Source organism: Streptomyces sp. NPDC046197 (genome assembly GCF_040646295.1).
Classification (GTDB): Bacteria; Actinomycetota; Actinomycetes; order Streptomycetales; family Streptomycetaceae; genus Streptomyces.
This window is the reverse complement of record NZ_JBEYZY010000005.1, coordinates 20,316-41,679: the sequence shown is the minus strand read 5'-3', so window position 1 is coordinate 41,679 and position 21,364 is coordinate 20,316. Positions and strand designations below refer to the sequence as shown.

The following is a 21,364-nucleotide window of genomic DNA, read 5'->3' as shown; positions in this document are numbered from 1 at the left end:
CTCAGCTCCCCGTCGGACGTACCAGCGCGACCGCGGTGCGCAGCAGGATGCAGACGTCCTGCCACAGCGACCAGTTGTCGATGTAGGCGTTGTCGAACCGGCTGCGGTCCTCGATCGAGGTGTCGCCGCGCAGTCCGTGGATCTGGGCGAGGCCGGTGATGCCGGTCCGCATCCGGTGGCGGGCCGCGTAGCCGGGGTAGGTCTGGCTGAACTGGGCGACGAAGTAGGGGCGTTCGGGCCGCGGGCCGACCAGGCTCATGTCGCCCCGGAGCACGTTCCACAGCTGGAGCAGCTCGTCCAGCGAGGTGCGCCGCAACATGCGGCAGAACCAGCGCATCTGGTGCTCGTTGGCCACGCTCCACCGGGTCGCCGACTCGTGCTCGTCGACCGGGCGGTGGGTGCGGAACTTCAGCAGCGTGAACGGCTTGTCGTTCCTTCCGATGCGCTCCTGCCGGAACACCACGCCCGGTCCGTCGCAGATCCGCAGTGTCACGGCGCACGCCAGCAGCAGCGGACTGACCAGCAGCAACAGCGTCCCTGACACGAGGATGTCGAGCATTCGCTTGCCCACGCTGTCGCGGCGTTCGGGGGACAGGTCCAGACGCCGGCAGCAGAAGCCGGCCAGCCGCTCCTTCGCCGCGTACGAGGGGGTGTCGGCGTCGACCTCCCACACCTCACAGCCGGAGTCGGCCAGCGCCCGCAGCAGCGGTCCCTGTTCGTTGCGTACGCAGGGGTGGACGGCCAGCACCGCCTGTACCCCGTTCTGGATGACGGCACGCTTGACCTCCTCGCCGGTGGTCAGTACCGGCAGGCCGTCGGTGCCGTCCGGCTGCTCGGCGACGATCCCCACCGGCCGCACGCCGCACCCCGGGTGGCGCAGCAGGGCGGCGGCCACGCGCTGCGCGGTCGCCACCGGGCCGACCAGGAGCGCGGTGTGCGGGTGGCGCAGCAGCGCGGCGCGCCGCCGCCCGTGCACGGCGCCGCGCAGCGCACATGCCGCCGCCGCCTGCACGACGAGACCCGTCAGCAGGGCGCGGCCGGACAGGGTGTGCTCCGGCCGGTACGCGGCCACGAGCGCAGCGAGCGCCAGCCAGACCACCGCGACGCGGCCCAGCACGGAGGGCATCTCCTCCAGCAGCACCGGCACCGGCGGCCGGGTGTCGCGCTGGCGCAGCAGCAGCGATGCGGCGATCAGCAGGGCGACGAAGACCGGGTGGCGCTGGGACCCGGGGAGCGTCAGGGCGCCCAGCAGCGCGGCGACGCCGTCCGCGACGAGCAGCGGAACCGGTGAGGCCGGCCGTGCCGGGGCCCGCGGTGCGGTGACCCGGAAACCGGTGGTGCTGCCACGCTGCGGCATGACCGAGACCGGTGAGGACTGATGGTTGCGTGGCGGTACGCCGGGTGAGGGGACGGTACGTTCGGCGGTCACGAGTGGTTCGACTCCCTGTGCTCGGTGGGCTCGACGCGCGGTGTCGTCTGGTTCGCCTCGGCGCCACGGCCGGTGTCGAGCTGCCGACCGTGCTCAGCGCTGCGGGCCATGGCGGGCCCGACCGCTCGGGACAGGCCCGCCCTGTCGGTGGTGGGCCATGTGCCGAGCAGGTCGCGGTAGACGTCCGCGACCGCCTCGGCGGTGTGCCGCACGTCATGGGTGGACAGCACGTGATGACGGGCCTGGTTGCCGAGCGACTCGCGCAGCAGCGGGTCGAGCAGCAGTTCCGTGACGGCCCCGGCCAGCGCCGTCGGGTTCTCCGGGGGGACCAGGCAGCGGGCCGCGAAGGAGGGCGGCAGGCTCTCGCGGGCGCCGTCGACGTCCGTGACCAGCACGGCCCGCCCGCAGCCCATCGCCTCCAGCGGGGCCAGCGCCATGCCCTCCCAGCGGGACGGCAGGACCACGAGATCGGCGGCCTGGTACCAGGGGGAGGCGTCGGCGACGGCTCCCGCGAACAGCACCGACCGGGGGGCGCTCTCGCGAAGCCGGTCGCGGTCCGGCCCGTCGCCGACCAGTACGAGACGGGCTTCGGGCAGCCGGCGCGCGACGGTGTCCCACGCCCGCAGCAGGACGTCCTGCCCCTTCTGCCGGCACAGCCGTCCGACGCAGACGGCGAGTGGCGCCGCCGGGTGGATGCCGGCGAGCGGTGCCAGCCCGGCCCGCACGGTGTCGGCGGGGGCCGGGCGGAAGTGCTCGGGATCGATGCCGTTGGGGACGACGGTCCACCGGCCGGCGATGCCGGCGCGCACGCCGGTGGCGCGCTCCGCCTCGCTCACACACAGCACCCGCGCGGCCCAACGCGCGCCCCATCGCTCCCACTTGAGGGCGAGGCCCGCGGTGACCCCGCCGACCGCCTCGAACGACCAGGCGTGCGGCTGGAAGACCGTCGGAATCCGCCCGCGCACCGCGAGCCGCCCGGCGAGCCCGGCCTTCGCGCTGTGCGCGTGCACCAGATCGGGGCGTACCTCGTCGATCAGCCGGGCGAGACGCCGTACCTCCCCCACGAGCGAGGGGCCCGGCGACCGGCTCGCGGCCCAGTGCCGTACGTGCGCGCCGAGCGCCCCCAGTTGCGCGGTGAGGGCGCTGTCGGGACAGCCGACGGTGACCTCCAGGCCGTCCCCCAGCTGTGCGCGGACCAGGTCCGTCACGACCCGCGCCACCCCGCCGTCCACCGGCTGGGTGAGGTGCAGGATCCGCGGCCGGGGGCCGGCGTGTGACACATGCATATGCGCGGTTTCCTTGCTCACGAAAGCGCTGGGGACGGCGGTCACTTCACTCACTGCCGGGCGTCGAAGGCGGCGAACAGCACACCCGCCCAGGCGGCGTCCCGATCGGAGCTGAGCCGCAGGGTCGCCTCGTCACCGGTGTGCCGCAGGCCTCTTCCGAGGTCGAACACGTCGGAGTCGTAGCCGAGGGTGTTGGCGTACGCGGGCACGCGCGCCGGTGGGTTGTCCCCGGGGTCACTGATGGTGGAGTTCAGGACGTCGTCCGGGGGATTGGCGGGGTCGCTCAGGTCGGCGGAGGAGCCGTCGGTCGTCAGGGTGAGCCAGTCGCCTCTGGTGCCGCGGTCGCCGTTGTACGCCACCAGACCCGCGCGGCCCCCCGAGCCTTCTCCAAGGCTCAGATCCCGCATCCGCATCTCACGCCCCCCGCCCTTCAGCGGTGCGAAGCCGTCCCAGATCGCGATGTCCCGCAGCGGCTCCGCCGGGTTCTCGTACGCCACCACCAGCGTCCAGCCGCCCCAGGCCCCGGCCTCCGACCGGCCGCTCGCCACGTTGACCTGCGCCACGGTGAACAGCCCCGGCGCGCTGTCCCGGACCAGTTGCGTCACGTCCGCCGAGGCCTGGAAGGCGTCCGCGCCGTCCGCCACCCGGTGTCCGACGACGGTGTCCGCGGCGAACTGCTTGTACGCCCCGCCCGGTTCGGCGATCAGCACCCGCCCGTTGTCCTCCTGCGGTTTCTGTTCGCCCACGCGCAGGTTGCCGCCCCAGTACAGGCGCGCGTAGGTGACGCGCGAGCCGGCGGGCAGGCGCACCTCCGCGCGGGAGGAGTTGTAGGTGTTCGGGTCGTCGTCGACGTCGGTGTAGGTCATGTCGAAGTCGCCGTTCGCACCGCGCCCGCCCGCCCGGGTGTCGGGGCACGAAGGTTCCGCCGAGCGGCAGCTGATGGAGGCGTTGGCCGCGCGTACGATGCCGCCGTGCTGGTGCGCGCGGTAGCGCTCGGTGAACGCGAGTCTGCTCGCCTCCGGCGCCGGCGCCGCGGCCGGCGCGGCGGCCGGGGAGCCGCCGGGTGCCCACATCGCGGCGAGGGCTAGGACGCCCACCGTCGCACGGCGGAGCAGCGGACCCAAGGAATGGCGCATGGCCGTCGTTGCCCTTTCGGAACAGGTGGCGGTGGCAGCAGCGGCAGAGTGCGATGTGTCCGCCCGGAGGGGTGCGTCGGGAGGTCCGCACGCTAACCGCTAACCGGACAAGTATGGTGAAACAAGACATGTGTGTCGGAATCGTGAAGCCAGTCAGGTTCACGGAATCACGCCATCGGCGCACATCTCCGCGCCCCCGACGTCAACACCGGTCCCTTCGACGGCCGCCCGACCTCCGTTGCGGACCGGCCGATGCGGCTCCCCCGAACGGGGGCCGCTGCGCGGTCGGCCTGACGTACCGTCTGATCAGGCAGGACACGGCGACGGGGGGAAACGGGGGATTGTGAAAGGCCTATGATCGGTTGCAGGCAGTCATGGGTGCTCTCACGGTGGGCTCAAGATCAGACGCCCGTCGAAAGGAATGTCCCATGCGTGCTCTGCCCGTACGGCGTATCACCTCCAGCGCACTGGGCGCCGCCCTCCTGGTCGGGACCACCGGACCGGTCGCCTTGGCGGCCGACTCGGCCCCGGAACGCCCCGGACGCAGCCATGTCACGTCGGCCGGCAAGCGGCTCCCCGGCGCGGACGCGCTTGTCGTGCAGGTCAGGAAACTCAACACCTTCGGGAGCGAGGCCAAACCGGTCACCGACCTGCTGAACGCCGTGCTCGAGGCGGACCACGGCCAACTGCCCGCCGCGAAGGCCAGGAAACTGGGCGACGCCGCGAAGCGCGCCCTGCTCAAGGTGGCCGCCAGGACTCCGGCGACCCCGGCCACGACGAGGGCGGCCACGGCCAAGTCCGGGACGTCCGAGCGGCGCGCCGCCGACCCCACGAGTGACGCGCTGGACGCCCTGGCGAAGGCCATCGACACCCTGGTGCAGTCGGTCACCTCCGGTGACGTCGACCAGGTGCTTCCCTCGGTCGCCGGCCTGCTGACCGACGCGATCAACCTGCTCACCGCCTCACTGATCGACGACCCGCTGCCGACGCCGGCCGCGATCGACGACCCGCTGCCGACGCCGGACGAGTCCGCATCGACGCCGCTGACCGAGGTACCGGCCGTCACGCTGCCGGAGCCGGTGCTGCCGCCGGCCTCGTGAGCACCGCACGGGCCTCGTACCGTACGGCTCTCGTCCCCGAAGTCGTGGTGCCGCTCCGAGGGAGCGGCACCACGACTGTTGTTCGCCCCCTCCTTCTTCCGGTTGCCGGGCGGTCCCATCGCGTCGCGGGGCCCGCTCTCTCAGAGTTCTCAGTCGCGGGGCCCGCTCTCTCAGAGTTCTCATATGAGGACTTGCAATCTTCGGCGCCTCCGGTTTCCGCTCCGGTCAGAGCTCGTTAGGCACGGAGACAGAGTCCCCTCCGGCAACCCGCGTTGCCGAAGAAAGGAACACGATGAAGTCCCTGAAGGCTGCCGCTGTCCTTGCCGGGTCCTTGATCGCTGCCGGTGTCGCCGGGCCTGCGTTCGCCGCCGACGCGAGCACCGGCCTGAGCGGCAGCGTGAACACCAAGCTTCCTCTGGACGTGCCGCTGCACGGGTCGGAGCTCGGCACCGGGAAGGAGCCGCTGCTCCACGCGGCGAAGGACGCCGCGAACGCACTGAACGACTCCCGGCCGCTGCACCACACGGCGAAGGACGCCACGACCGCGGTGCAGGACGTCAAGCCGCTGCACGGCGGCCTGTCGCTGTAGGGCCGAGACGACGCGCTACGGAAGGGACGGCCCTCGGTGTGGTTCGAGGGCCGTCCCTCCGTGTGTCCCCGGTCACCGCGTGTCCTCGGTTGCGCCGTCCCGTTCCCCTGCGGCCGGTGCAGGGATCCGCGGGCGGCACCCGCACCCTCTTCGTGCGCTCGGTCGACGCGCCGCCTCCGGACGGAGGCGGCCCGACGGCGCACGCCGGTGATCACCCGGACGGCCACCGGTGATCACCGTCCTGGCCGCGCGGCGGTGACCGCGCGGGACGTTCGGCGGTTACCGCAACGGACAACCGAACCGGACGAGGAGTGAACCATGGTCGTCAGCACCGGGGCAGTACCGGCGGGCGCCGAGGAGGGGGCACCGGGCACGGCGGGGCCCGCACCGGCGGGCAGAACACGACGGGACGCGGCTCACAGGCTGCTCGCCTGCGCACTCGCGGCCTTCATGACCCCGGCGGTCGTCGCCCACCGGTTCCCGCGCCCGGACTCCGCAGCCGGGCAGGCGCCGGAGGGCACCGCCTTCGAGCAGACCTACCGCGGCCGCCGCATCAAAGGTGAGTGGATCCCCGCCGGGGACGCGGCGGAGGACGGTCAGTGGCACGTCACCGTGGACGGCCGACCGCTGCATCTGATGCGCCGTGCCGACGGCACCTGGCTGAGCATGGTCGACCACTACCGGCCGTACCGGACACCGCTGGACGCCGCCCGCGCCGCCGTCGACGAACTCGGCCCGGGCCAGCGGCTGCGCGACCTGGCTCCCGGACCGCTGGGCACGGGGCACTCGCACACGGGGGAGCGGCATGGCGTACGTGCGTAAGGACGCCGGCACGCTCACGGGGGCCGAGAAGCGCCGGTTCGTCAAGGCGCTGCTGGAGGTCAAGCGGCGTGGCGAGTACGACGAGTTCGTGCGGATGCACATCGAGTACTTCCCCTCCGACGGTGAGGAGGGACTGCGCTCCGCGCACATGGCGCCCTCCTTCCTGCCCTGGCACCGGCAGCTCCTGCTCGAACTGGAGCGCGCACTGCGCCGGGTGGACTCCTCGGTGACCGTTCCGTACTGGGACTGGACCCGCGACCGCACCACCACATCCGTGCCCTGGACGGAGGACCTCCTCGGCGGTGACGGGCGCCGCTCCGACCACCAGGTGACGACCGGTCCGTTCGCCCATCGGGAGGGCAACTGGACCATCAAGGTGAACGTGACCGACGACTCGTTCCTCACCCGGGACCTCGGCCGCTCCCGCGAACCGATCGACCTGCCGACGAGTGACGATCTCAAGTGGGCGCTGGACGACCCGGTCTACGACGTCGCGCCCTGGGACTCCACGGTCACCCGGGGTTTCCGCAACAAGCTGGAGGGTTGGGACACCGGCCGGGACGAGGGGTCCTTGCGCAACCACAACCGGGTGCACCGCTGGGTCGGCGGGGCGATGCTCGGCGGGGCCTCCGTCAACGACCCCGTCTTCTGGCTGCACCACGCCTTCGTCGATCTGCAGTGGTACCGCTGGCAGCGCCGGCACCGCGGGGCCCGCTATCTGCCCGAGAAGCCGCCGGGCCCCCGCGACGAGCAGCACGGCCGGATCGTGGCACGGCACCAGAAGCTGCCGCCGTGGGACCTGACTCCGGACGAGCTGGAGGACGTCGGCCGCATCTACCGGTACGCGTGAGCCGACGCCGGTACGCGTGCCGACGCCCGTTTCATCGAAAGAGCCCCGGCGCTGGAGTGCGCCGGGGCTTTCGCGTCGGGACGTCAGACGTCATTCGCCCCGGCAGAGGTGTCCGAGGGACGGGTTGAGAGCGCCGAACACGTGGAGGGTGTTGTGGCACACGTTGACCGGCACGTGAACCGGGACCTGGACCACATTGCCCGACGCGACACCCGACGAGTCCGTCGCCAAAGCCTCGGCGCCGGCATTCGCCGTGGCGAGGCCGGCTGCGGTGAGCGCCACGGCACCGGTGCCGAGTGCGACGACCCCCGCCTTCGCGATGAGAGACATCACGTTCTCCTTACTGACTTGGTAAGCGCGGCAGCATGACGCGCGGCCGCACTTCCCCCTCAACGCGACGAACCGGGAGCAGTTACGGCGTTTGTCCCCAGATCACCCTTTGGTAAGGGTCGGTTCCGGTCGGCTCGCGGCGCGCGCCGACCGCGCCCCGGCAGACGGGTGATGTTCTGCCCCACCCAGTGACGTGGGCGGCTCCGTCTCGACGGGGAAGGTGCCCGCTCGCTGTGAGCAGCGGCTTTCCGAACGGCAGTTGGCCGGGCGTGGCTGCGCGGATGCGGCCACCTGGTGGCAGGCTCAGCAAGTCAGGACAGCATTTTTTCAGGAAACGTACGTGTTTGTGCGTTTCTCATGGCAAAAGTCTGAAAGATCGCCTAGCTTGAGGACTGCCAGTGACCAGTCCACTACGGACTGTGTCGACACAGGAAACGGAGAGGTAATGCGCAAGTACCAGAAGGCCGCTGTCGTCGTGGCCATGCTCGGTAGCGTCGGCTTCCTCGGCGCGGGTGTCAGCCAGGCTCACGGCGATGACGAAGCGTTCAAGCTGGAGAACAAGCAGAACCAGGCTTGCTCGGCGGACGAGAGCCGTGTCGTAGGCACTGAGGCGGCCAGCGACATCATCAACAACATCGGTGCCGCCGGCATCACCACCACCGACGCCAGCAAGCACACGTCGGTGAGCTGCAACCAGCTCTTCACCATCGGTAAGTGACTGCCGATCAGGTGATTCGGGCTGTCTGTTCTCAGTCCACGCAGGAAACGGAGAGGTAATGCGCAAGTACCAGAAGGCCGCCGTCGTTGCGGCCATGCTCGGTAGCGTCGGCTTCCTCGGCGCGGGTGTCAGCCAGGCTCACGGCGATGACGAAGCGTTCAAGCTGGAGAACAAGCAGAACCAGGCGTGCCAGGCGGACGAGAGCCGTTACGTCGGCTCCGAGACGGGCAGCGACCTCGTCAACAACATCGGTGCTGCCGGCATCACCACCACCGACGTCAGCAAGCACACGTCGGTGAGCTGCAACCAGCTCTTCCTCGTCGGTAAGTGATTACCGATCGGGTCGTTTAGGCGGGTCCCGGAACTCGGCCAGGTGTCCGAGTTCCGGGACCCGCCTGCTGTTCCTTGCCGGTCCATCCACATCATATTGTGCCATTTTTAATAATCGTAGGCGTTTGCGCGTTTCACCCGCAGAGGGTCCGAAAGCGTCGTCTATAGTCAGCCACTGTAGGTGACCGGTTCATCACGGACCGTGTCGACCCGAGAAACGGAGAGGTAATGCGCAATTGCCAGAGGGCCGCTGTCGTCGCGGCCATGCTCGGTAGCGTCGGCTTCCTTGGAGCGGGCGTCAGCCAGGCTCACAGCGATGACGGCTTCAAGCTGGACAACAAGCAGAACCAGGCGTGCTCGGCGGACGAGAGCCGTTACGTCGGCACCGAGGCGGCCAGCGACATCATCAACAACATCGGTGCCGCCGGTATCACCACCACCGACGCCAGCAGGCACACGTCGGTGAGCTGCAACCAGCTCCTCGGCCTCGGTAAGTGATTGCCGGTCAGATGATTTAGACAGGTCCCGAAACCCGGCCATGTGTCCGGGTTTCGGGGCCTGTCTGCTGTATATCGCCGGTCCATCCACATCATATTGTGCCATTTTTAACAATCGTAGACGTCTGCGCGTTTCGCCCATAAAGAGGCCGCAAACGTCGCCTAGAGTTAGCCACTGTCGGTGACCAGTTCATCACGAACTGTGTCAACCCGAGAAACGGAGAAGTAATGCGCAAGTACCACAGGGCGGCAGTCGCCGTGGCCATGCTCGGCAGCGTCAGCTTCCTGGGCGCCGGCGTCGGCCACGCCGCGGACGGGGACTCGCAGACCAAGGCCGACCCCACGCAGAACCAGACGTGTTCGGCGAACGAGTCGGCTTGGCAAGGGCTGGTCAACATCCACGACGTCAATCTCGTGGTCAACCTCCTCGGCCTCCAGACCAGCGACCTGAGCAAGCACAAGTCGGTGCAGTGCAACCAGGCTCTCTCGCCGACCAAGTGATCGCCCATCAGGTGATCTAGGAAGCCCTCGGGGTTCGACCGGGTGTCCGAGCGGGGGCCGACTGTAAAGGAAAAGGCAGATGCTCAATTCGAAGAAGATCGCGGCGGCGGTGGGCGTCCTGGGGAGCTTTGCTCTGATCGGTGCGGGTGCCGCCCAGTCCTTCGCCGGTAACGGCGCCGACCATTGCACGAACGACGGCTATGGCCACGTTCGCTGCGTGCAGGTGACCTCGTACCAGATCACCAGGGACAAGAGCGGAAACGTCACCGTCATCAACGACTCGACGCAGAACTGCCCCGCCGCGCGCGGTTCGATCAGCTGCGTCAGCAGCGTCACCTTCCCTGGCTACTAGGCCTGACGCCCACGCGCCGCAGAACGGCCGGGACCCCGTACCGGGTCCCGGCCGTTCTGCGTATCCGGCTCCACCACGCGAAACCCTTAGCTCTTTCGGATGATTGTTGTCCGCACGTGTTGCCTGTTGCCGCCACGGTCGGGTCACTGGACGTAGACGTCAGTGCTGCCCATCCACTGCGATGACATGCCGACCGAAATCTCATGGCCGGCGAACAGGGTGACATCGAAAAGGAACACGGCAGTGGTGGAAGCTTTGGGTCAAGAGGCGTCCAGAGGTGGACGATCGAGGAAGAACCGGCGGGTGCTGATCACCGCGGCGGCCGCTCTGTTCCCCGGCGCCGCATTCGCCGTGGGCTCCGTCATCAACTATGTGGCCGGCGTCGTGCAGATCACGTTCATCGCCGCGGGAACCGCCTGCTCCAGCCTCGCCTCCTATGTCGCGTTGCGCTCGAAGGCAAACGCCGACGCGGAGATCGCGGAGTTCAGCGACAATCTCTGCGCCATCGTGGAGAACATACTGCGCCTCACGCACGAGGCGAGCGACACAGGCGAGCTCAAGGTCCAGACCGTCGACTGGATCACCACCCTGCTCGCCACGAAGGCAGGTCCCAGCACCAGATGCGCCTACTACGCCCTCGACGAGGACGGCCGCCGCCTCAGACGACGAGGGCAGCACGGCGATGTGAGCCGGGCGCCCGACGAGTACACCGCCGATGAGGCGGAGGGCCGGGACCTGCTGTGGGCTCTTGGCCGCAAGGCCACCGTCAGGATCGACGATACGCACTCGACCAGCGGGTATCCGATGGTCAACCTGGGAGACGACCACCTGTCGTCCATCATCGCCCCCGTGTACGTGGGGGACCGGCCCGTCGGGGTTCTCATCCTGGAATCGCCCCGCGTCGATGCCTTCGGGGACACCGGCGAACGCTTCGTACGTCTGTTCTCGCTGCTCCTGGGAGCCGTGCACATCATGGACAGCGGGGCGGCGGACCGGCCGGTGACGGGCCGGCCCCGAAGGCCGCTGGAGTCCGACCGGGTTGCCGACTGACCGGCGAAGAGGGATGAAGAGGGGCGACGGAAGGGCGACAAGGGGACTGACTAGAGCTTGTCCCCGGACGACGACCCAACGGCCCGGCAGCCGTCTTCCCGTTGAGGCCCCTGTGGGTGGCGCAGCGCCCAGACGGCAACCGGCGCGCCCGCCCCGACCAGTGCTGCCGCCATGCACAGACCGGCCGCGTACCCCGTCCACAAGGCCTCATGGTGTGCGGCACCCCCGGACTGCGCCGAGCGCTGCACAAAAGTCACCACGGCGCCCACGAGCACGATGCCGAACACACCCGAGAGCTCGCGGGTCGCGCTGAACAACCCCGCGGCGAAGCCGGACAGATGGCCGGGTGAGGACTCCAGGGCCCGCGTCGTCACGGGCAGCGCCAGTGCCGAACCCGCGCCCACGGTGGTCAGCCCCGGCAGCAGGTCGACGAGTTCGCCGTAGCGACTGCCCAACGCGACCAGGAGCAGGCCGCAGGACACCAGAAGCAGACCCGATGCGGCGATCCGCCCGTCTCCCCACCGTTTGGCCATGGCCGCCACGAACGGAGCGGTCACGCACAGCGCCGAGACCACGGGCGTGAACGTCAGCCCTGCCTGCGTGGGACTGAGCCGCAATCCGCTCTGCAGGAACTGGGACGTGTAGAAGTAGACGCCGGTCACGCCCAGCCCCCACAGCAGTTGGGCGACCAGCCCGCCGATGAAGGGCCGTCGGCACAGCAGCTGGCCCAACGCAGCGCTGCGGCGCGGTTCTTGCCAGCAGCACAGTGCCACCACGCCGACGACGCCGGTGAGACCCGAGACGATGACCATCGGCTCCGCGAACCCGTACGCGGGTCCCTGGATCAGGCAGTAGACCAGGGCGGCCAGCGAAAGGCACGTCAGCGCGACCACCCGCTGGGACACCGCGGTAACGTCGGAAGGCGAGGGGCGGGTTTCGCGGGCGGCGCCGGACAGGGCGAAGGCACCGACGAAGAAGCCGGCGATTCCCAGCGGAATGTTCAGCACGAAGAGCCACTCCCAGCCCAAGTGCTGCGTCACCACACCGGAGATGACCGGTCCGAAAGCCAGCGCAGAGGCCACCGCCGCAGTCGCCGCACCGAATCCGGCCGTACGCACACTGCCCGGCAGGTCGTGGGACATCACCGCCAACGAGGCGGGCAGGATGAACGCCGCACCGGCGCCCTGCACGGCGCGGAAGCAGACGAGCATCCCCTCCGTGCCCGACAGCGCGCAGCACGCCGAGGAGGCGGTGAACACGGCGAGCCCGGTCAGCAGGGACCAGCGGCGTCCCCTGGCATCGGTCAGCCGACCGGCGAACAGCAAAGAGCTCGCAAGCGACAGCGGGTATGCGGTGGCCACCCACTTCAGGCCCGTGTCGCCCATACCGAGTTCCCTGCGCATCTGGGGCAGGGCGACATTCACCACACTGCTGTCGAGAGCCGTCAAGAACGTGGCGAGAATGACCGTCGTAATGACGCTCGGGGTGCGTAGCCGAAGGTGCGGTACCCGGATTACCCTCACGTGCGAAATATAGGCGCTGCCGAGTCACGAGGTGAGCGGGCCGACGGCTTGTACCGGCGTGTCACTGGAGAAGGGGGACAACCCCGTGTTTCGCTGTTGTTCCGCTGCATGCGTCCAAAACCCGCAGTGGTGCGGGCGCCAAAGTGAAGGTTCGGTGAGCCAGTGACAATCCCGGTGACGGATACCATCAGCCACCATCTCGCCCGGGTCGCTGCTCTCACCCCCGACGAAACCGCCTTCACGTTCGTCGACCACAGCGCTGACATCGAGGGCGTGACCTCCTCGCTCACCTGGAAGGAACTCGACGAGAGGGTACGGCGGACCGCCTGGGCCCTGCGTTGTGCCGACGTGGCCGGGGAAAGAGTGGCGGTCGTCGCTCCGCAAAGCCTCGAGTATGTTGTGGGATTCCTCGCCATCACTTGTGCCGGCGCTATTGCAGTTCCCTTGTTCCCGCCCTCCCTGCCCGGGCACGAGGAGAAGCTCGCGGCGGTGCTGCGGGACGCCTCGCCCAAGTTCTTGCTGACCGTCGAGGAACAGCGCGCGTCGCTGACGGATTTCTGTGCGGCACACGGCATGTCCGGGAAATTCCGGGTCGTCACCGAGCAGGAGCTGGTGCAGACCTCCGTAGAGCCGCGCGAGGACTTCGACGAACCGCTGCCGAATGACGTGGCTTATCTGCAATACACCTCGGGCTCCACCCGCTTTCCCGCCGGGGTGGCGATCACCCACGCCAATGTGTGCCACAACGCCCGGCAGGGCCTGGAGGCCTACGACATCCGGCGAGGCCGCAACTGCGCCGTGGGATGGCTGCCGCTGTACCACGACATGGGACTGGTAATGGCCGTCGTCCTGCCGGTCATCGGGCATCTGCCGTCCGTTCTCATGGACCCTCTGGCGTTCATTCAGCAACCGGTGCGTTGGCTGCGCCTGCTGACGCGGTACGACGGAGCTCTCAGCGCAGCGCCCAACTTCGCCTACGACTACTGCGTCCGGCGGGTGGACGCCGAGGAACGTGCCGGACTGTGGCTGGGGTCCGTCGCGGTCCTGATCAACGGCAGCGAGCCCGTCGGACCTCGTACCCTCGAGCGTTTCCAGACGGCCTTCGCGCCGGTCGGCATGAGGCGCACGACGATGCGCCCCTCCTACGGATTGGCCGAGGCGACCGTCTTCGTGTGCACCTCACCGGCGGGAGAGGAGCCGACCGTCGCCTCCTTCGACCGGCAGGCGGTCGGACAGGGGACCGCACGCACGCTGGAGAGCTCCGACGACCGGGCGGTGGTCGAACTCGTCGGATGCGGCCGGCCGACGGGCCAGGAGATCGCAGTCGTCGATCCCGCGACGGGCCGACGCCGGGAAGACGGAACCATCGGTGAGATCTGGCTGCGCGGCCCCAACGTCGGACGCGGCTACTGGAACCAGCAGGAGCGCAGCGAGACCACCTTCCACGCGGTGCTCGACGGCGACGACCCGACCGCACCCTGGCTGCGCACCGGCGACCTGGGCGTGTGGCACGACAAACAGCTCTACGTCACCGGCCGTCTGAAGGACCTGGTGATCATCGACGGGACCAACCACTACCCGCACGACATCGAGGAGACCGTCCAGGCGGCTCATCCGGCGATCCGCCCGCACCACATCGCCGCGTTCTCCCTGTCCACCACCGACGGCGAGCGACTGGCCGTCGTCGCCGAGCACCGCCGCGGGGCGACCCGGACCGAGGTACTGGCGCAGGAGGTGACCGGCGCGGTGCGGTCCGCGGTCGCCGCCGGACACGGCATCGCCGTCCACGACTTCGTACTGGCTCCACCCGGCAGCGTTCCCCGCACCACCAGCGGCAAGGTCGCGCGCAGCGCCTGCCGCGACCAGTACCTGGCGGGCGCATGGTCTGCGGACACCCCATAGGCCCTGTCGTCACATGCCCGTCCGCCTCACGCCGCACCTGACGCCGCGAGGCGGCCCTCCGGGCGACGACGGGCAGGTGACGGCAGGACCTGGCACCGACGACCGGCAGCACGTGAAGGCGCAGGGAGAGCACAGATGCAACCAGGAGAGCGGCCGGCCGACCGGCCCGGGCCGAAACCGGCCTCCGCGGCGGAGCTACGTACCTTCCTGCGCCAACTCCTCTCCGAAACCTGCGGCATCGCCGAGGCGGATCTGGACGACACCCGGCCGCTGGTGGACCACGGCCTGACGTCCCGCGCCGCCGTCGGTGTCGCCGGTCGCCTGGAACGATTCCTGAACAGGCCTTTGCCGGCCACGCTGTTGTGGGAGAACCCGACCGTCGGATCGCTCGTGGAGCGTCTGGCCGGGAGCGAGGGGCCGGTGGCCGGGCGGGACCAGGACGCGCCGCGGGCGCAGCCACAGCCCCCGGCCACCGAGGGCGACGACACCGGGAGCGACATCGCCGAACCGTCCTCGGCGCCCTGCCCCGTCGCCGTGATCGGCATCGGCTGCCGGCTGCCCGGCAACGTCAGCGGCCCCGACGCCTTCTGGAAGCACCTGATCGCGGGCAGCGACCTCATCGGCACCGTCCCCGCCAGACGCTGGCGCGACTTCGCCACCGGGCCCGGCGCCGCGGCGCTGATGGAACGGACCACCCGCCAGGGCGCCTTCCTCGACGACATCGAGGCCTTCGACGCCGACCACTTCGGCATCACCCCGCGCGAGGCGGAGGTGATGGACCCGCAGCAGCGGCTGCTGCTGGAGGTCGGTTGCGAAGCCCTGGACCACGCCGGAGTTCCCGCGTACAGCCTCCAGGGCAGCAACACGGGGGTGTTCGTCGGTCTCAGCGCCCTCGAGTACGGACATCTGACCACGTCGGACCCCACCCGGCTGACCCCGTGGACCAGCACGGGAGCCGCCGGGAGCATCGCCGCCAACCGGCTGTCCTACCTGTTCGACCTGCACGGCCCGAGCATGACCGTCGACACGGCCTGTTCCTCGTCCCTGGTGGCAGTGCACCAGGCGTGCCGCAGCCTGCGCGCCGGTGAATGCGACACGGCGCTCGCTGCGGGTGTCAACGTCCTTCTCTCCCCCACGGTCACCGCCTCCTTCCAGCAGGCCGGAGCACTGGCGGCGGACGGCCGGTGCAAGCCGTTCGACGCCGCCGCCGACGGCATCACCCGGGGGGAGGGCTGCGGGGTCGTCGTCCTCAAACGGCTGACCGACGCCCTGCGCGACGGCGACAGGGTCCTGGCCGTCATCAGGGGAACGGCAGTCAACAGCGACGGTCGCTCGGCGGGACTGATGGCCCCCAACCCCGCGGCCCAGGAAGGCCTGCTGCGCAGCGCGCTCGACGACGCCCGGGTCGATGCCGCCGACATCGACTACGTCGAGGCACACGGCACCGGAACCCTGCTGGGCGACCCCATCGAGGCCGGCTCACTGGGTGCCGTGGTCGGTCGCGGCAGGCCGCCGCACCAGCCCCTGCTCATCGGCTCCGTGAAGGGCAACATCGGCCATCTGGAAGGTGCCGCGGGGATCGTCGGCCTGGTCAAGACCGTACTGGCGCTCCACCACCACCGTATTCCGGGCAGCCTGCACTTCCACCGGCCCAACCCGCACATCGACTTCGACTCCCTCGGCCTGCGCGTCGTCACCGAGCCCGTCGCCTGGCCGGACCGGGGCACCCGCCCGGCCCGGGCCGGCGTGTCCGCCTTCGGCTTCGGAGGCACCAACGCACACGTCGTCCTGGAACAGGCACCGGCCGTCGAGCCGCAGAACGAGGGCCAGGACAGTCACGCCACGCCTGCGCATGTACTCGTCGTCTCAGCCCGGTCCCGCGACAGGATCGGCGACGTCGCGGCCGGGCTCGCCCGGCTGATGTCGGCCGACGACGCACCCGCGCTCAGGGATGCCGCCCACACCCTGGCCCGCCATCGAAGAGGGCCCGTGTGTGCCGCCGTCACGGCACGCACCCACGAGGAGGCGGCCGGACGGCTCGGAGCCCTGGCACGCCGGGAGGAGGGGCCGGGGTGTGTACCTGCCGGCCCCGACAACCTCGTGGCGCGCTCGCCCGGCGCCCGCCGTCCCGTCCTGGTCTTCTCCGGCCACGGCTCCCAGTGGCAGGGGATGGGACTGGGCCTGCTGAGAAACGAGCCCGTATTCGAGGCGGAGGTCCGTGGGCTGGACCCGGTGTTCCTCGCCCAGGCGGGTGCGTCCCTGCACGACATGCTCCGGCAGGCCGAGCCGGGCCAGGGCGTCGAGCACATCCATCCGCTGCTGTTCGGGATGCACATCGCCCTGGCGCGCACCTTCCTCGCCCACGGGGTGCGGCCCGCTGCCGTCATCGGCCACTCGATGGGCGAGGTCGGCGCCGCGGTCATCGCCGGCGCCCTGGACGTGGCCGACGGTCTGCGCATCATCCTCGAGCGGTCGGTCCGGCTCGCAGGCATCGACAACGAAGGCACGGGCGCCATGGCCGCGGTCGAACTGGCCGACGAGGAACGCGACGAGCTTCTGCCGCGCTTCCCCGGCGTAGAGATCGCCGTGCACTCCTCCCCGCGCAGATGCACCGTCGCCGGACCGGTACAGGCCGTCCGGCGCCTGGTGGACGAACTGACCGGGCAGGGCCGTACGGCACGGCTTCTCGACGTCGGCGGAGCGGGGCATTCGGCGGCGGTCGAGCCGCTCGTCCCCGAACTGTACGAGGCCCTGCGCACGCTTCGGGCCTCCACCGCGGACCTCGCCTGGTACAGCACCGTCCTCGAGGACCCGCGGGCCCCGGTGCGGGCCGACGCCGCCTATTGGTGCGCCAACCTTCGCCGCCCCGTCCGGCTGCAGCAGGCGGTCGCCGCCGCGGCGGCCGACGGAAACGACCTCTTCCTGGAAGTCTCACCCCACCCGATCGCCCTGATTCCCCTCACGGAAACCCTGCAGGCGGCCAACGCCCCCGAAGCGGTGGTGGTTCCCACGCTGTACAAGGGGGGCGACGAGGCGGTCGACCTGCGCGGCGCACTCGTCCGGCTGCACTTCGCCGGAGCACAGGTCGACGAGGACCGGCTCTGGCCCGCGGGAACACGAATCCCGCTGCCCAGCCCGCCCTGGCGCCATGAACGCTACTGGTTCGCCCGCCGCGGCCACGCAACCGGTGACCCGGGGAGGGGCCACTCGCTGCTCGGCCGCCGAACCGACGACCCGCGCACCGGTGCCGTCCTGTGGCAGACCGACCTGGGCACGGACGGAGCCCATGCCGCCGTGCGCCTGCTCCACGGCCGTCCGGTCCTCACCCTGCCCGCGGCCGCCTCCCTCATGATCGCCGCGGCCCGGGAGATCCACGAGCAGGACGGACTGGACGAACTGCGCCTGGAGGACCTGGCCATCCACCGATGGCTGCCCCTGGCCAGCAGAACACCGGTGACCGTCGTCTGGGAACCCTGCGGCGCCCACGCGACCGTCACGGTCCATGCCCGCACCACGAGCGGCACCTGGACCTGCCACGCGTCAGCGCGGGTCCACACCCGCCCCGCCGCCGCCCCGGACATCCCCGACACCCCACCGGCCGTCGTCAGCCAGTGGAGCCCGGCCGACCATGAGGAACGCCCCGGGCAGTCCTACGGAGAGCTCCTCGCCGCCATGCTGTACGCACCGGCCCAGGCCGGCGTACCCGATCCGCACGACGGCATCGTCCACCACGGCGGGTCCGCCCGGGCGGAGGTCACCCCGGCGTTCCTGCAGCGCCTGCACCTTCACCACCTCACCGCCCCGAGCACGCCGTACACCATCCGGGCCTTCCCGTCGCCGGGGGCGGCCGCGGAACCGGGCGTACCTCTTGCACCCGGTCACCTCGACGGGCGCTGGGACGTCGTGGCGACCGGAGCCGACGCGCGCATCACCGCCCAGGGTCTGCAACTGCGTCCCGCCGAGCACGGTGAGGTGCCCAGGCCCCTGGAGGCGCTCGCCTACGACATCCAGTGGCAGAAGGCGCCCGTCCCGCTCCCCGCCCCGCTCGACAGCGCCCTGCTCCTCGTCGACGAACCCGCGACAGGCGGAAACAGCGCCCTGGCCACGGCACTTGCCCAGGCTCTGGAGTCGAGGAACGTCCGGACGACGACCCGGCCGCTCAGCGCATCCCCGCACCGGTTGCTCGACGACTGGCCACAGGGAAGCAGGCCGACGGCTCCCCGCGCCGTCGTGCTGCTCCTCGACGACACGAACGGCACGAGCGACACCGGCGATTCGAGCGACACGAACGGCACGAGCGACACCGGCGATTCGAGCGACACGAACGGCACGAGCGAGACGGCCGAGTCCCGGGCCGACGCCTTGTGCCGCGCCACGCAGGTCGCGCGCCAGCTCGCCGCCGGCCCGCACGCGCAGCACCACCCCCGGCTCTGGCTGGTCACCGTACGAGCCCGTGCCGCCGTACCGGGGGAACGCGGCAAGCCGTCGTTGGCCTGTCTGCGTGGTCTCGTGCGCGTGCTCGCCATCGAGGAACCCGCCCTGCGTGCGTGCCTGGTCGACATCGACGACCAGTTCGACCACGTCGAGGACCTCGTTCAGGAACTCCTCGGCAACAGTGCCGAGGACGAAGTCGTCTGGAGAGCAGGCACCCGCCGCGTCGCCCGGCTCACTCCCGCCGACCTGGCGGAGCAGCAGTACGAAGCACCGTTCGTGCACCGCAACGGCGCCTACATCGTCACCGGCGGCCTCACCGGCCTCGGCCTCGCAACGGCACGCCGCCTGGCCGAACAGGGAGCCGGCCGGCTGGTCCTCAACGGAAGGCGGCCGGCCACGCCGGAGGCGGACGAGGTCATCACCGGGCTGCGCGAGCTCGGGACGTCCGTCGCCGTGGTGCAGGGCGACATCGCCGAGCCCGACGTGGCTCCGCGCCTGGTGCAGGCCGCACTCGACGAGGGACACACGCTGCGCGGGGTCGCCCACTGCGCCGGCGTCCTGCACGACCGGATGATCACGGATCTGGGCACCGACGACGTCCACACCGTTCTGCGGCCCAAGGTCACCGGCGCGCTCCACCTGGAGGCGGCCGTCGACTCCCACGACCTCGACTGGTGGGTCTTCTACAGTTCCGCCGCCGCCCTGCTCGGCTCACCCGGTCAGTGCGCCTACGCGACCGCCAACGCCTGGCTGGACGCGATCGCACAACGCCGCAGAGCGGAGGGCAAGCCCGCCACGTCCATCGCCTGGGGCCCCTGGCGGGACATCGGCGCCGCTCCCGCCAATCCGGCCCTGGTACTGGAATCCCTCACCGCGGCCGAAGGACTGGACGCCCTGCAGGCCCTCGTCGTCCACAACCACACGCACACGGGCGTCGTGCACTTCGACAGCCAACGGGTCCTGGAGGCGTTCCCGGGTCTGTCCGACATTCCCTTCTTCACCGACAGCCTCCGCGCCCAGGACACCTCTGTGGACGACTGGCCCGGACCCGGCGCCGTCGAGTCCCTCGGCGAGAACGCCGCGGACGAGGTCTACCAGCGGCTGGTGAAACGAACCGCCGCGATCATGGGCTTCCACGTACCGGACCTCGACGACGCGGTTCCGCTTCCCGCCCTCGGCCTGGACTCCCTGGTGGCCGTGCGTATCCGAAACGCCGTACTGCAGGACTTCGCGGTCGAGTTGCCCGCAGACCTCATGCTGCGCGGTGCGACCTTGCGTGAGATCGGCGAGACCGTCCTGGGGGAACTCGGACTCGTACGCGAGGCGGACGATGCGCCGCAGCAGGGCACGGCCGCATCGCCGACTGCCTCGGACACCGGTACGAACACTGCCTCCGCAGACCTTCCCGCAGCGGCGCTGCCGTCCTCCCTCCAGCCACGGGATGCCGCCGAGCGTCTGGTGGCCGGTGCCTGGACCGAAGTCCTGCGGGAGCCCCCCGCGGACGTCCGCCGCCACATCCTCGCGGCCGACGCCGACCTGCGCGTCGCGGAAGGACTGGTCGAGGCGATCCGCCGCCGCCTGGGCGAGGACGCCGAGCTCACGCTGACTGCCGAGGCCGTGCTCAAGCACGGGACGGTGGCCGCCATCGCAGAACTCATCAGGCCGGCCGTCAACCCCACCGGCGGCAGGGTCGTGAACACTCTCCGCCCGTCGCGGCAGGGCTCCTCCAAACCCCCCTTGTTCACCTTCCACCCCGCCGGCGGCCCCACGTCCGTCTACCAGCCCCTGACCCTGCTCCTGCCCCGCGACCAGGCGGTGTACGGGCTGGAACGGCTGGAGACCGTGGACACGATGGAGGAGAAGGCCGCGCGCTATCTGTCCTTCATCCGGAAGATCCAGCCGCAGGGCCCCTACCGACTCCTGGGCTGGTCCTTCGGCGGCTGCCTCGCCTACGAGACGGCGCAGCAGCTGACGGAGGCGGGCCAGAGCGTCGCCTTCCTGGGACTGATCGACACCATCCTGCCCGCCGCCCTGCCGGGCGTGAACGCGCAGTCGCGGGAGTTGCTGCTCGAACGCTTCCGCCGCTTCGCCGCGTACGTCGAGAAGACCTACGGACAGCACCTGAACCTGCCCTACGACGAACTCGCGGCCACGCCCGAGGACCAGCAGATCGACGTCGTCATGCGCGTGGTGGCCGAGGCAGGGCTCGACATGAGCCCGGGCATCATGGAACACCAACGCACCTCCTACATCGACGCCCGCGTCGGCGAGCGATACGTACCGCGCCCGTACCGCGGCCCTGTGGTGCTCTACCGCGCGAAGCAGGCGCAGCGCCTGACGACGGCTCTGGACCCGCGCTACCTCAGGCCGGAGACCGACCTGGGCTGGGCGCCCCTGTGCCCCTGTCTCGAAGTCGTCCCCGTGGAGGGCGACCACCTGTCCCTGATCGACCCGCCCCACGTGACGGCGATCGCTCAGCACCTCACGCAGTCCCTGGCGGCCTCCGGGTGAGCTC

Annotated in this window: 17 protein-coding genes; 12 read left to right on the top strand and 5 right to left on the bottom strand. The window is 70.4% G+C overall.

Annotated elements, in window-relative coordinates:
• Position 1: 1 nt before the first annotated feature.
• From AB0A61_RS08895 to AB0A61_RS08885, 3 genes are read right to left on the bottom strand one after another with little or no spacing between them, the layout of a single operon-like run.
• The gene (locus AB0A61_RS08895; RefSeq protein WP_361288412.1) at positions 2-1,429 is read right to left on the bottom strand and encodes an exopolysaccharide biosynthesis polyprenyl glycosylphosphotransferase; all 1,428 of its coding nucleotides are present in this window, start codon (positions 1,427-1,429) and stop codon (positions 2-4) included.
• On the bottom strand, positions 1,426-2,715 hold the full coding sequence (locus AB0A61_RS08890) for a glycosyltransferase (protein WP_361288409.1): 1,290 nt from the start codon (positions 2,713-2,715) through the stop codon (positions 1,426-1,428). Before AB0A61_RS08890 ends, AB0A61_RS08895 begins: the two co-directional genes overlap by 4 nt.
• Positions 2,716-2,765: 50 nt before the next feature.
• The gene (locus tag AB0A61_RS08885; protein ID WP_361288406.1) at positions 2,766-3,851 is read right to left on the bottom strand and encodes a DUF3344 domain-containing protein; all 1,086 of its coding nucleotides are present in this window, start codon (positions 3,849-3,851) and stop codon (positions 2,766-2,768) included.
• Positions 3,852-4,279: 428 nt separating this feature from the next.
• On the opposite strand from AB0A61_RS08885, the gene AB0A61_RS08880 reads away from it, so the two are divergent.
• From AB0A61_RS08880 to AB0A61_RS08865, 4 genes are all read left to right on the top strand, one after another.
• Entirely contained in the window at positions 4,280-4,951 is a 672-nt protein-coding gene (locus tag AB0A61_RS08880) for a hypothetical protein (RefSeq protein WP_361288403.1), read from the top strand.
• Between the two features lie 292 nt (positions 4,952-5,243).
• Positions 5,244-5,540: a hypothetical protein gene (locus AB0A61_RS08875; protein ID WP_361288400.1), complete on the top strand. Its 297-nt coding sequence runs from the start codon at positions 5,244-5,246 to the stop codon at positions 5,538-5,540.
• Between the two features lie 318 nt (positions 5,541-5,858).
• Positions 5,859-6,362, top strand: a complete 504-nt coding sequence (locus AB0A61_RS08870) for a tyrosinase family oxidase copper chaperone (protein WP_361288397.1) — start codon at positions 5,859-5,861, stop codon at positions 6,360-6,362.
• Positions 6,346-7,212: a tyrosinase family protein gene (locus AB0A61_RS08865; RefSeq protein WP_361288395.1), complete on the top strand. Its 867-nt coding sequence runs from the start codon at positions 6,346-6,348 to the stop codon at positions 7,210-7,212. The genes AB0A61_RS08870 and AB0A61_RS08865 overlap by 17 nt, the downstream gene beginning before the upstream one ends.
• A gap of 90 nt (positions 7,213-7,302) precedes the next feature.
• Here the strand turns inward: AB0A61_RS08865 and AB0A61_RS08860 are convergent, their stop codons facing one another.
• Positions 7,303-7,542: a chaplin family protein gene (locus AB0A61_RS08860; RefSeq protein ID WP_361288392.1), complete on the bottom strand. Its 240-nt coding sequence runs from the start codon at positions 7,540-7,542 to the stop codon at positions 7,303-7,305.
• Between the two features lie 445 nt (positions 7,543-7,987).
• Here AB0A61_RS08860 and AB0A61_RS08855 point away from each other — a divergent pair, with 445 nt between their 5' ends.
• The 6 genes from AB0A61_RS08855 to AB0A61_RS08830 all read left to right on the top strand — a co-directional run bounded on the left by AB0A61_RS08855 (position 7,988) and on the right by AB0A61_RS08830 (position 10,990).
• On the top strand, positions 7,988-8,260 hold the full coding sequence (locus AB0A61_RS08855; protein WP_361288389.1) for a hypothetical protein: 273 nt from the start codon (positions 7,988-7,990) through the stop codon (positions 8,258-8,260).
• 58 nt (positions 8,261-8,318) lie between these two features.
• A complete protein-coding gene (locus AB0A61_RS08850; protein WP_361288386.1) occupies positions 8,319-8,591 on the top strand; it encodes a hypothetical protein in 273 nt (90 codons plus the stop codon).
• Between the two features lie 227 nt (positions 8,592-8,818).
• Positions 8,819-9,088, top strand: coding sequence for a hypothetical protein (locus tag AB0A61_RS08845; protein WP_361288383.1), 270 nt, complete (start codon positions 8,819-8,821; stop codon positions 9,086-9,088).
• A 227-nt stretch (positions 9,089-9,315) separates the two neighbouring features.
• The gene (locus AB0A61_RS08840) at positions 9,316-9,588 is read left to right on the top strand and encodes a hypothetical protein (protein WP_361288380.1); all 273 of its coding nucleotides are present in this window, start codon (positions 9,316-9,318) and stop codon (positions 9,586-9,588) included.
• Between the two features lie 79 nt (positions 9,589-9,667).
• A complete protein-coding gene (locus AB0A61_RS08835; RefSeq protein ID WP_361288377.1) occupies positions 9,668-9,940 on the top strand; it encodes a hypothetical protein in 273 nt (90 codons plus the stop codon).
• Between the two features lie 303 nt (positions 9,941-10,243).
• Positions 10,244-10,990, top strand: coding sequence for a GAF domain-containing protein (locus tag AB0A61_RS08830; RefSeq protein WP_361288374.1), 747 nt, complete (start codon positions 10,244-10,246; stop codon positions 10,988-10,990).
• A gap of 50 nt (positions 10,991-11,040) precedes the next feature.
• Here AB0A61_RS08830 and AB0A61_RS08825 read toward each other — a convergent pair whose 3' ends face one another.
• Entirely contained in the window at positions 11,041-12,513 is a 1,473-nt protein-coding gene (locus tag AB0A61_RS08825; RefSeq protein ID WP_361288371.1) for an MFS transporter, read from the bottom strand.
• A gap of 174 nt (positions 12,514-12,687) precedes the next feature.
• On the opposite strand from AB0A61_RS08825, the gene AB0A61_RS08820 reads away from it, so the two are divergent.
• Positions 12,688-14,415, top strand: coding sequence for a fatty acyl-AMP ligase (locus tag AB0A61_RS08820; protein WP_361288368.1), 1,728 nt, complete (start codon positions 12,688-12,690; stop codon positions 14,413-14,415).
• A 135-nt stretch (positions 14,416-14,550) separates the two neighbouring features.
• Positions 14,551-21,360, top strand: a complete 6,810-nt coding sequence (locus AB0A61_RS08815) for an SDR family NAD(P)-dependent oxidoreductase (RefSeq protein ID WP_361288365.1) — start codon at positions 14,551-14,553, stop codon at positions 21,358-21,360.
• The last annotated feature ends 4 nt before the right edge of the window (positions 21,361-21,364 follow it).

What these genes read in the sequence shown, in the direction of transcription:
- AB0A61_RS08880 (WP_361288403.1), top strand. Translation starts at nt 4,280, where the DNA reads ATGCGTGCTCTGCCCGTACGGCGTATCACCTCCAGCGCACTGGGCGCC.
- AB0A61_RS08855 (WP_361288389.1), top strand. Translation starts at nt 7,988, where the DNA reads ATGCGCAAGTACCAGAAGGCCGCTGTCGTCGTGGCCATGCTCGGTAGC.
- AB0A61_RS08835 (WP_361288377.1), top strand. Translation starts at nt 9,668, where the DNA reads ATGCTCAATTCGAAGAAGATCGCGGCGGCGGTGGGCGTCCTGGGGAGC.
- AB0A61_RS08860 (WP_361288392.1), bottom strand. Translation starts at nt 7,542, where the DNA reads ATGTCTCTCATCGCGAAGGCGGGGGTCGTCGCACTCGGCACCGGTGCC.
- AB0A61_RS08890 (WP_361288409.1), bottom strand. Translation starts at nt 2,715, where the DNA reads ATGCATGTGTCACACGCCGGCCCCCGGCCGCGGATCCTGCACCTCACC.
- AB0A61_RS08865 (WP_361288395.1), top strand. Translation starts at nt 6,346, where the DNA reads ATGGCGTACGTGCGTAAGGACGCCGGCACGCTCACGGGGGCCGAGAAG.
- AB0A61_RS08840 (WP_361288380.1), top strand. Translation starts at nt 9,316, where the DNA reads ATGCGCAAGTACCACAGGGCGGCAGTCGCCGTGGCCATGCTCGGCAGC.
- AB0A61_RS08870 (WP_361288397.1), top strand. Translation starts at nt 5,859, where the DNA reads ATGGTCGTCAGCACCGGGGCAGTACCGGCGGGCGCCGAGGAGGGGGCA.
- AB0A61_RS08850 (WP_361288386.1), top strand. Translation starts at nt 8,319, where the DNA reads ATGCGCAAGTACCAGAAGGCCGCCGTCGTTGCGGCCATGCTCGGTAGC.
- AB0A61_RS08885 (WP_361288406.1), bottom strand. Translation starts at nt 3,851, where the DNA reads ATGCGCCATTCCTTGGGTCCGCTGCTCCGCCGTGCGACGGTGGGCGTC.
- AB0A61_RS08815 (WP_361288365.1), top strand. Translation starts at nt 14,551, where the DNA reads ATGCAACCAGGAGAGCGGCCGGCCGACCGGCCCGGGCCGAAACCGGCC.
- AB0A61_RS08875 (WP_361288400.1), top strand. Translation starts at nt 5,244, where the DNA reads ATGAAGTCCCTGAAGGCTGCCGCTGTCCTTGCCGGGTCCTTGATCGCT.
- AB0A61_RS08845 (WP_361288383.1), top strand. Translation starts at nt 8,819, where the DNA reads ATGCGCAATTGCCAGAGGGCCGCTGTCGTCGCGGCCATGCTCGGTAGC.